The 10,186-nt window shown below is 39.9% G+C and carries 13 protein-coding genes; all 13 read left to right on the forward strand.

The genetic code is table 11. The features are described 5' to 3' along the window. Positions 1-401: 401 nt before the first annotated feature. A complete protein-coding gene (locus Q7P05_RS01320) occupies positions 402-536 on the forward strand; it encodes a rubredoxin (protein WP_004693422.1) in 135 nt (44 codons plus the stop codon). Between the two features lie 101 nt (positions 537-637). Beyond that, positions 638-1,150 carry a DUF177 domain-containing protein gene (locus tag Q7P05_RS01325; RefSeq protein WP_295793519.1) on the forward strand — a complete coding sequence of 171 codons (513 nt, stop codon included), beginning with the start codon at positions 638-640 and terminating at the stop codon, positions 1,148-1,150. A 25-nt stretch (positions 1,151-1,175) separates the two neighbouring features. Continuing rightward, on the forward strand, positions 1,176-1,352 hold the full coding sequence (rpmF, locus tag Q7P05_RS01330) for a 50S ribosomal protein L32 (protein ID WP_004693428.1): 177 nt from the start codon (positions 1,176-1,178) through the stop codon (positions 1,350-1,352). Between the two features lie 320 nt (positions 1,353-1,672). After that, positions 1,673-2,233, forward strand: a complete 561-nt coding sequence (gene fapR, locus Q7P05_RS01335) for a transcription factor FapR (protein WP_005386980.1) — start codon at positions 1,673-1,675, stop codon at positions 2,231-2,233. Positions 2,234-2,236: 3 nt separating this feature from the next. After that, positions 2,237-3,265, forward strand: a complete 1,029-nt coding sequence (plsX, locus tag Q7P05_RS01340; RefSeq protein WP_295793499.1) for a phosphate acyltransferase PlsX — start codon at positions 2,237-2,239, stop codon at positions 3,263-3,265. Then, the gene (locus Q7P05_RS01345; RefSeq protein WP_060924752.1) at positions 3,249-4,244 is read left to right on the forward strand and encodes a beta-ketoacyl-ACP synthase III; all 996 of its coding nucleotides are present in this window, start codon (positions 3,249-3,251) and stop codon (positions 4,242-4,244) included. The genes plsX and Q7P05_RS01345 overlap by 17 nt, the downstream gene beginning before the upstream one ends. 15 nt (positions 4,245-4,259) lie before the next feature. Next, complete coding sequence (gene fabK, locus Q7P05_RS01350; RefSeq protein WP_303930144.1) at positions 4,260-5,204, forward strand: enoyl-[acyl-carrier-protein] reductase FabK; 945 nt, start codon at positions 4,260-4,262, stop codon at positions 5,202-5,204. Positions 5,205-5,214: 10 nt separating this feature from the next. Continuing rightward, entirely contained in the window at positions 5,215-6,156 is a 942-nt protein-coding gene (gene fabD, locus Q7P05_RS01355) for an ACP S-malonyltransferase (protein ID WP_295793493.1), read from the forward strand. A 1-nt stretch (position 6,157) separates the two neighbouring features. After that, entirely contained in the window at positions 6,158-6,901 is a 744-nt protein-coding gene (gene fabG / locus Q7P05_RS01360; protein WP_303930145.1) for a 3-oxoacyl-[acyl-carrier-protein] reductase, read from the forward strand. Between the two features lie 51 nt (positions 6,902-6,952). Next, positions 6,953-7,183 (forward strand): acyl carrier protein, encoded by a 231-nt coding sequence (locus Q7P05_RS01365; RefSeq protein WP_004693441.1) that lies wholly within the window; start codon positions 6,953-6,955, stop codon positions 7,181-7,183. Between the two features lie 77 nt (positions 7,184-7,260). Then, a complete protein-coding gene (locus Q7P05_RS01370; RefSeq protein WP_005386972.1) occupies positions 7,261-8,217 on the forward strand; it encodes a nitronate monooxygenase family protein in 957 nt (318 codons plus the stop codon). A gap of 36 nt (positions 8,218-8,253) precedes the next feature. Further along, the gene (gene fabF / locus Q7P05_RS01375) at positions 8,254-9,498 is read left to right on the forward strand and encodes a beta-ketoacyl-ACP synthase II (RefSeq protein ID WP_295805447.1); all 1,245 of its coding nucleotides are present in this window, start codon (positions 8,254-8,256) and stop codon (positions 9,496-9,498) included. Continuing rightward, the coding region (gene rnc, locus Q7P05_RS01380) for a ribonuclease III (protein ID WP_303930146.1) at positions 9,498-10,186 on the forward strand (689 nt) is incomplete at its 3' end. The genes fabF and rnc, both read left to right, overlap by 1 nt.

The raw sequence follows: 10,186 nt of genomic DNA on the forward strand, positions 1-10,186 counted from the left end.
TAATCCTAAGGCGATGACCGCACTCTTTGAAATCATCAATGGTAACAGAAAGGCTAAATTATGTACACCTTAGGTCTGATTTTAGTTAATACTTTAAAAACTATCGGTATAATAATGGCCATTATTTATATTAATAGATATATTGACAGATAAGTAGCAATAGGGAAAGGGATTGAGGTAAATTTAGGTCATAATCGGTCTAAATGATAATACATTTCAAATTATAATGTAGCACAAATCCGCATATTATATATGCTTTTTAAATATTAGAAAAATGAGAAATTAAGAAAATGAGTATTGAAAAGTTTCGATATCTTTGATATACTACATTACAGATAGAGTATCTGAATTATAAAAGATAAATATTAAACAATAATTTTCAAGTGAAGGAGGAAATACTCATGGAAAAATACGTATGCGTAGTATGTGGTTGGGTTTATGACGAAGCTGTTGAAGGCGTAAAATTCGAAGATCAACCAGCTGATTATGTTTGCCCAATTTGCGGTGTTGGTAAAGACCAATTCGAAAAAATGTAATTGACTTACCAAAAAGACTATCTTGAGTCCGCTTAAGATAGTCTTTTTTATTTGACAAAGCACTATGTCATGTTTATAATATTATGAGTCGAGGTAAGATTATGAAACTGCAAGTAGAGCAAGCAAAAGAACATATAGGAAAGAAATTTCCTTATAGCTATACGATACCAACCTCTGAGCTTGGTGACGTAACTGCTTTTCCTTGGAGCCGTCATGATATAACCATTAATGGTGAGTTTTGGTTTGATGGTCAAAATTACATCGTTCAAGGTTCGATAGAGTCTAAAGGTGATTACGAGTGTTCTCGTTGTTTAACTACAACAGAGCATGATCGTAAGGATTCCTTTGAGGAAATCTTTAGTGATTCTAGAGACGCTGCTGAAGATGTGATTCCTTTCGATGGAGAGGAAATTGACTTAACCGAACTAATTAGGGATACATTAATCATCAATGAGCCCTCTCAAGTGTTATGTCAGGATGATTGCAAAGGATTGTGCGTTCATTGCGGAGCAAATTTAAATGTTTCACCTTGTTCTTGTGAATCCTTTGTGGTGGATCCTCGATTTGCAGAGTTACGTGCTTTGCTTGATGAGAAAGATGATAGATTGTCCTAATGATTGTACTAAGGAGGTGCAGATAATGGCAGTACCTAAGCGTAGATTGTCTAAATGCCGTCGCGATCGCCGTCGTGCTAATTGGAAATTAGAAGCTCCTGGTTATGTAGCATGTCCACAATGCCACGAACCTAAGATGCCTCATCGTGTTTGCCCTACATGTGGTCACTATAAAGGTGAGCAAGTAGTAGCTAATGCTTAATATGTGAGCGGAAAAAAGACGCCTACTGTAGTAGTAGGCGTCTTTTTTGTATGCTTTTGTATACTTTTAGTAATATATATAACTTAATATACTTCATATGCATTAGTCAGTGCCGCTATTTTATAGTAATATAAAGCTGTAGAATAGTGGCATTTTTTTATACTTTTATAAACAAAACGATACTTAAATATAAAATAATATCTATATTTAGTATATATGAGGAAAATCTGTTACTATATGTATGAAAAGCCTTGCCAATAGGGGAATTATTGTATATACTTAGGATGTAATATTAATACTAGGTCATAAAAGGTGGTCCCATGAGTCGGTTAAAGAAGCAAGAGCGCCAAAAGCAGTTACAAGAAAAACTGAATATTACGCCATTTCTTACTGATGAAGAATTGGCAACACACTTTAATGTAAGTGTGCCAACTATTCGTCTTGATCGGCTAGAGTTGGGGATTCCTGAATTGCGTGAACGCATACGCGTCATGGCTACAGGTCAATCACAAGAAACGGTAGAACATGTACCGTACGAAGTGGTTGGTGAATTGATTGATGTCACGGAAGGGCAACAAGCATTATCGATGTTGCGCACTACTGCAGACATGGAAGATCGATTTGGATATGTAGAACCACAGTATTTATATGCTCAAGCGAATTCCCTCGCAAAGGTAGTCATGGGGACTACTGTTTGTTCTGCGGAGGTTGGAAATATAAAATATAAAAACCCAGTAGGAGCTGGTACTAATTTGGTGGCAAAAGCAGAAATTGTGCGTCGCCGTGGTAATAAGTTCTTTATTTGGGTCATTATAAGAGATAAAATAAAAGAAGTATTTCGCGCAAAATTTATTATGGAATCCGTAGAGAATAGGGTGTAGATTATGAAAATTGCAATAGACGCCATGGGTGGCGACTTTGCTCCATTGGAGACTGTACTAGGATCCATTGAAGCCGTACGAGCAAATGAACACATTGAAGTGGTGCTCGTCGGCGATGAGCAGCAAATTTTTAATATATTAGAAGCTAATAATGAAGCTAAGAATCCACGCATTTCTGTACATCATGCCAGTCAAGTCATCGGTATGGATGAGCATCCAGGACAAGCATTGCGTAAGAAAAAGGACGCATCTGTTGTGGTAGCGACATCTTTAGTTCGTGATAATATTTGCGATGCCGTAATTGCTCCTGGTAGCACAGGTGCTGCTGTAGCAGCTGCATTGTTTGGACTCGGTCGCATTAAAGGGGTCGATCGCCCAGTTATTGCTACTCCGATGCCAACAGTGAGTGGTATTACTGTTATGTTAGACTCAGGTGCTAACTCCAATAGTAAACCAAAACATCTTGTACAAGGTGCTTTGATGGGCTCTGAATATGCAAAACTTTTATTAGGTAAAGAGAATCCTACAGTAGGATTGTTAAATATTGGCGAAGAAGCCACAAAAGGGAACGATGTCGTTCTAGCCACATATCCAATTTTGGAACGTATGAAAACCATCAATTTTAAAGGTAATATTGAAGGCCGTGATATTCCTAAAGGGGCCGTAGATGTTGTTGTATGCGATGGCTTTGTAGGTAATGTGGTACTTAAATTTGCGGAAGGTCTAGTAACAGGTCTTGCACAATTAGTAAAGGATAGCATCATGGCAGGGAGTATCTTTGCTAAGATAGGTGCTATGCTCGTAAAGCCAGCTTTGAAAAAAATGGCTAAACGCTTAGATCACACAGAAAATGGTGGTGCTCCACTCTTAGGGGTTAATGGGGTCTTTATGATTGCCCATGGTAGCTCTAAATCAAAAGAGATAAAGACTGCTATTGAAATTGCTGGAGATTTAGTAGAGCGTAAGATTATTCAACACATAAGAGAAACAATGGATATTGAAGGAGCCTTGAAGTATGACTATGATGAGTAAACCGGTTGGAATCATTGGTACTGGGAGCTTCCTTCCTGACAATGTAGTAACAAACTTTGATCTAGAAAAAATGGTTGATACCAATGACCAATGGATTAGAGAACGTACTGGTATTGAGGAACGACGCATTGCACCGGAAGGTATGAATACATCCTATATGGCGACTGAGGCAGCAAAAAAAGCTATGCAAATGGCTAAGGTTAGTGCTGAAGATATAGACGTGATTATTTTTGCTACCTTAACACCGGATATGATTATTCCTTCAGCCGCTTGTGTATTACAAGCGAATTTAGGCGCTAAGAATGCAGCGGCCTATGATTTACAAGCTGCATGCTCTGGCTTTGTATATGGATTGATTACTGCAGCTAGCTATATTAGCTCCGGTTTATACAAAAAGGTGCTCGTTGTGGGCGCTGAAATTCTCTCCCGTCGAGTAAATTGGAACGATCGTAGTACAAGTATCCTCTTTGGTGATGGCGCTGGTGCCGCAGTAGTATCTGAAGTCCCTGAAGGTTATGGCATTAAAGGTGTTGATATGGGTGCCGACGGTACTGGTGGTCCATCTCTTTGTATTCCTGCAGGTGGTACAGCCGTAGTTGCCAATGACCAACGCATTGAAGAAGGTTTAACATTCATTCATATGGATGGTTCTGAAGTATATAAATTTGCTGTTAAAACGATGGGGCGTACTGTTTTAAAATCTTTAGAACGAGCTGGAATGGAACTTAATGAGTTGGATTTCTTTATTCCACATCAAGCAAATATTCGTATTATTGATTCGGCTGCAAAACGCTTACATATGCCGATGGAAAAAGTATTTGTTAATTTACATAAGTATGGTAATACATCTGCCGCGTCTGTAGCGATAGCTTTGGACGAAGCTAATCGTGAAGGGCGTTTCAAACGCGGCGATAATGTTGCGTTTGCAGGATTTGGTGCAGGCCTTACATGGGCTAGCCTTGTCTTGAAATGGTATTAAGGAGGACACATCAAGATGATTAAGACTGACATTTGTGATTTATTGCAGATTGAGTACCCAATCTTACAAGGTGGTATGGCTTGGCTCGGTACTGCAGAATTAGCGGCAGCTGTTTCCGAAGCGGGTGGCCTTGGTATCATTGGGGCTGGTCATATGCCTCCTGATATTTTCCGTAATGAAATTCACAAATTAAAAGAGCGCACAAACAAACCATTTGGTTGTAATATTATGCTCATGTCTCCATTTGTTAAAGAAGTTATGGAAGTAGTTGTGGAAGAACGCGTTCCTGTTATTACAACAGGTGCTGGTAATCCTGGCGTGTATATTCCAGCTTTAAAAGAAATCGGTACTAAAGTAATTCCTGTAGTTGCTTCCGTATTACTTGCAAAACGCTTGTTGCGCGGTGGTATTGATGCAATTATCGCAGAAGGTACAGAATCTGGTGGTCACGTAGGCGATATTACTACTATGGCATTGATTCCACAAGTAGTAGATGCTGTAGATGTTCCAGTTATCGCAGCTGGTGGTATTGCTGATGGCCGTGGTATGGCTGCAGCCTTTGCATTAGGCGCTCAAGCAGTACAAATGGGTACGCGATTCGTATTATCCGAAGAATGTATTGCTCATGAAAACTACAAAAATGCAGTGTTGAAAGCGAAAGATCGCGCTACAGTTATGACTGGTTTAACAACAGGTCACCCTGTACGTATCATTGACAATGCATTGGCACATAAATATAAATCTCTTGAATTTAGCGGTGGCTCTAAAGAAGAGTTAGAGAACTTGGGTGCAGGTACACTTCGTAAAGCTGCTATTGATGGTGATGTAAAAGAAGGTTCCGTAATGATCGGTCAAATCTCTGGTATGTTAACAGATGTTAAACCATGTGCAACTATTATCAAAGATATCATGGCTGAAACTGAAACTGTAATTAAACATCTTCAAGGTCTTGGTAAATAAGGAGGCCCTTATGAAAACGGCATTTGTTTTTCCTGGTCAAGGTTCCCAAAAAGTAGGCATGCTACAAGATTTGTACAATGCGTATCCTATTGTGAAACAACGTTTTGAAGAAGCTGACGAAGCGCTTGGTTATTCTATTTCCAAATTGTGCTTTGAAGGCCCTGATACTGAACTTGTTAAAACTGCTAACACACAACCGGCTATCTTAACTGCATCAGTAGCTTGCTATGAAGTTCTTAAAGAACAAGGTTTTACACCTGATATCGTAGGTGGTCATAGCCTTGGTGAGTATAGTGCTCTTGTAGCAGCAGGCGTATTGAACTTTAAAGATGCTGTATATGTTGTTCATAAACGCGGTGAATATATGCAAGAAGCTGTGCCATTGGGCAAAGGCGCTATGGCAGCAATTTTGGCATTGCCTCGTGAACAAGTTGTAGCAATTTGTGATGAAGTTAATGCATCTGTTGGCTCTGTACAAGCGGTTAACTTTAACTGCCCAGGTCAAATCGTTATTGCTGGTGAAACAGCAGCGGTGGAAGCGGCTGCAGAAAAGATGAAAGAAGCAGGCGCAAAACGTGCTGTTATGCTTCCTGTAAGTGCTCCATTCCACAGCCGTTTGATGGAACCTGCAGCTCTTCGTTTAAAAGAAGAGTTGGATAAAATCCAAGTGAGCGATGCTCAAATTCCTGTAGTGGCAAATGTGACAGGTAAAATTTTGACTAATGCAAACGATATTAAAGAATCCTTAGTTACACAAGCTGCAAACCCTGTATTGTGGGAAGACTGCGTAGCTGAAATGGTTAACTTTGGTGTAACTCGTTTCGTTGAAGTTGGTCCTGGTAAAGTACTTACTGGCTTTACTAAAAAGATCAATAAAGATATGGAATTAGCCAATGTTGAAGACATTGCATCCTTAGAGAAAACGCTTGAATTTTTGAAAGGGGTTCGATAAAATGCATTTAGAGGGTAAAGTAGCCATTGTAACTGGCGCATCCCGTGGCATTGGTCGCGCTGTAGCTATTAATTTAGCACAATCTGGTGCTGATGTTGTAGTTAACTATAGCGGTAGCGAAGGTGCAGCTCAAGAAACTGTTGAAGCTGTACAAGCTTTAGGCCGTAAAGCCATTAAAATTAAAGCCAATGTAGCCAATGCTGAAGAAGTTGCTTCTATGGTAGAAGAAGCTCATAAAGAGTTTGGTCACATTGATATTCTCGTAAATAATGCGGGTATTACGCGCGACGGTTTGTTGATGCGTATGAAAGACGAAGATTTTGATGCTGTTATTGATATCAACCTTAAAGGTGTATATTTAGTAACTAAAGCAGTATCTAAAATCATGATGAAACAACGTTCTGGTCGTATTATCAACATGACATCTGTTGTAGGTGTTATGGGTAATGCGGGTCAAACTAACTATGCAGCTTCTAAAGCTGGTGTAATTGGTTTCACTAAATCCTGTGCTAAAGAATTAGCAAGCCGTGGCATTACTGTTAATGCTATTGCACCAGGCTTTATCAATACAGATATGACTGATGTATTGCCAGAAAAAGTTAAAGAAGCTATGGTTGCTGAAATTCCATTGGGCCGTATGGCTGATGCTGAAGAAGTAGCAACAGTAGCAACATTCCTTGCTAGCGATTTTGCTAACTATATTACAGGCCAAGTCATCAATGTAGATGGCGGTATGGTGATGTAGTTTCAAAATTAGACTATATATAAATACACTTTGAAAGGAGGTGAACCACCAATGAACACTTTCGATAAAGTAAAAGCAATCGTTGTGGAACAATTAGGCGTTGATGAAGCTGAAGTTACCATTGATTCTACATTCATCGACGACTTAGGCGCTGACTCCTTAGATATCGTTGAATTGATCATGGCATTCGAAGAAGAATTCAATGTTGAAATCCCTGACGATGTTGCAGAAAAAATTAAAACCGTTAAGGATACAGTAGAATATATTGATTCTGCTAAATAAGCTGTAAAGCTGACAATTCAGCCGCACGGGAGGCCGAGTGGCCTCCCAACCGGTTTTATTTACAGGAGGATTTGATAGTGAAGCTCCCTGAACTTCGCATTGGGAATCTAGTGGCCAAAGTACCTATTATTCAAGGTGGTATGGCGATTAGATTGTCTACAGCTCGCTTGGCAGCAGCCGTTGCAAATGAAGGTGGTATCGGCCTTATTGCAGCATCCGGTTTGCCGTTTGATGAATTACGATACGAAATACAATTAGCTAGAAAATTATCACCTACGGGTATTATTGGTATAAATGCGATGGTAGCCGCAACACAATTTGCTGGCTTAGTTAAAACTGCCATCGAAGAAGGCATTGATCTTGTAGTAGCAGGTGCTGGTTTTTCAAGAGATATGTTCGCAATGGGCAAAGAATCTGGTACTCCAATTGTACCAATTGTTTCGTCCGCAAAATTAGCTCGCATTTCTGAAGGTTTAGGTGCAGCAGCAGTAATCGTAGAAGGTTGCGAAGCTGGTGGCCACTTGGGTACGGATCGTTCCGCTCGAGAAATCGTTCCGGAAGTTGTAGCTGCTGTTAAAAACATTCCAGTTATTGGTGCTGGTGGTGTTCTTGATGGTCGTGACATCGTAGAAATGTTGAAATTAGGTGCTAGTGGCGTTCAAATGGGTAGTCGTTTTGCTGCTTCTGATGAATGTAATGCATCTGACGAATTGAAAAAAATGTATGTACGAGCTACAAACCCTGAGGATATTGTATTGATTCAAAGTCCTGTAGGTTTGCCTGGGCAAGCAATTAAAAATAAATTTGCTGAATCTGTATTAGACGGTACTGTAGCACCTCCAACGGTGTGTGATAACTGTTTAAAACATTGTTCCCATAAATTCTGTATCATCCGCGCTCTTTCTCGTGCACAACAAGGTGATGTGGAAACAGGTTTGGTGTTCTCTGGCAATAATATGAGAAAAGTCGACAAGATTATGCCAGTTAAAGATATCTTTGCTCAACTCAAACAGCAAGTAGCAGAGATTGATTAATTTAAAAGGGCTGTATAGCTATAAGAGGTGGAATAATTGGAAAAACGTGTAGTAATTACTGGCTTAGGGGCAGTGACTCCTGTAGGTATCGGTAAAGAGAACTTTTACAATGCGTTATTGGCAGGTCAATCTGGTATTGGGCCAATTACACGCTTTGATGCATCTGAATATGCAACGCGTATTGCTGGTGAAGTAAAAGATTTTGATGTTACAAACTATGGCGTAGACAAGAAAGAAGCTCGTCGTATGGACCGTTCTGTAGAATTGGCTATCGGTGCTGCTGTTCTTGCTTGTGAAGATGCTGATCTTGATTTAGATAAACAAGATTTAGATCGTTGTGGTACTGTAGTTGGTACTGGTATTGGCGGTATCGACTCTATCCATGAAGTATATGAAACATTATTCGAAAAAGGTCCTGGCCGTGTAAGTCCATTTGCAGTTCCTATGATGATTGCAAATATGACATCTGCACGTGTATCCATCCGTCTTGGCCTTAAAGGTCCTGTTATTACAGACGTAACAGCTTGTACTTCCGGTACAAATGCTATTGGCGATGCTTTCCGTATCATTCAACGTGGTGATGCTGATATCATGTTCGCTGGTGGTACTGAAGCAGCTGTTTCTCCAGCTGCTGTAGCTGGTTTCGCAGCTATGAAAGCAATGTCTACACGCAATGATGAACCAACAAAAGCATCTCGTCCATTTGACCGCGATCGCGACGGTTTCGTAATGGGTGAAGGTTCTGGTATCGTTGTTCTTGAAGAATTAGAACACGCAAAAGCTCGTGGTGCTCATATCTACGCTGAAGTTGTAGGTTATGGTACTAATGGTGATGCTTACCACATTACTGCACCAGCTCCAGGTGGTGTACAAGCTCGTAAATGTATGGAATTGGCAATTAAAGATGCAGGTATCGATCCTAAAGACGTTAACTACATCAATGCTCATGGTACATCTACTGGCCTTAATGACAAAAATGAAACATTGGCTATTAAAGAATTATTCGGCGATCATGCTAAAAACATCGCTGTTAACTCTACAAAATCCATGACAGGTCACTTGTTAGGTGCTGCTGGTGCTATCGAAACTATCGTTATGGCGATGGCAATCGAAACTGGTAAAGTTCATCCTACAATCAACTGTGACAATCCTGATGAAGGTTTGGATCTAGACTATGTTCGCGAAGGTGCACGTGATCTTCAAGTTAAATGTGCTCTTTCCAACTCTTTCGGTTTTGGTGGTCATAACGGTACACTTTGCGTACGCCGTTATGAAGACTAATGGTAGCTGTTGAAGCGCATAAGAGTAAGATGACACAAGCTCGTGAAGAAGCTCTTCATGGGCTTGTTGCTCGTTTAGACATACCTGTGTCAGATATATCCATTTTAGATTGTGCTTTTACACATACATCTTATGCGAATGAACATAAATCAAAGCATATTAATCACAATCAGCGATTAGAGTTTTTAGGCGATGCTGTTTTGGATCTTATTATTGGGGAATACCTATTTAAGACATATCCAGACATGGCCGAAGGTAATTTGACGAAAATTAAGGCCGCTACAGTGTGCGAGGATTCTTTAGCATCTGTAAGTCGTTCTTTGCAATTGGGACAATATTTATTGCTCGGTCATGGTGAACGTGCTTCCGGTGGTAATAATCGTAATTCTATTTTAGCGGATACCTTTGAGTCTCTCATTGGTGCTATCTATATTTCCACAGATTATCAAACGGCGATGAACTTCGTTTTAAAGCATCTCATTACTTATATTAAGCAAGCTTTAGAAGGTAAACGGGGCAAAGATTATAAAACTTTGTTACAAGAATATGTACAACGAGATGGTGATAAACATATAGTTTATCGTCTACTTAGTGAAAGTGGCCCCGACCATGCAAAAACCTTTCATATGGTGGTAGAAATCGATGGTGTTACTTATGAGGCTGGCAGTGGTGACGTTACAGAAAATAC

The sequence above is a fragment of the Veillonella dispar genome, assembly GCF_937975875.1.
GTDB lineage: Bacteria > Bacillota > Negativicutes > Veillonellales > Veillonellaceae > Veillonella > Veillonella dispar_B.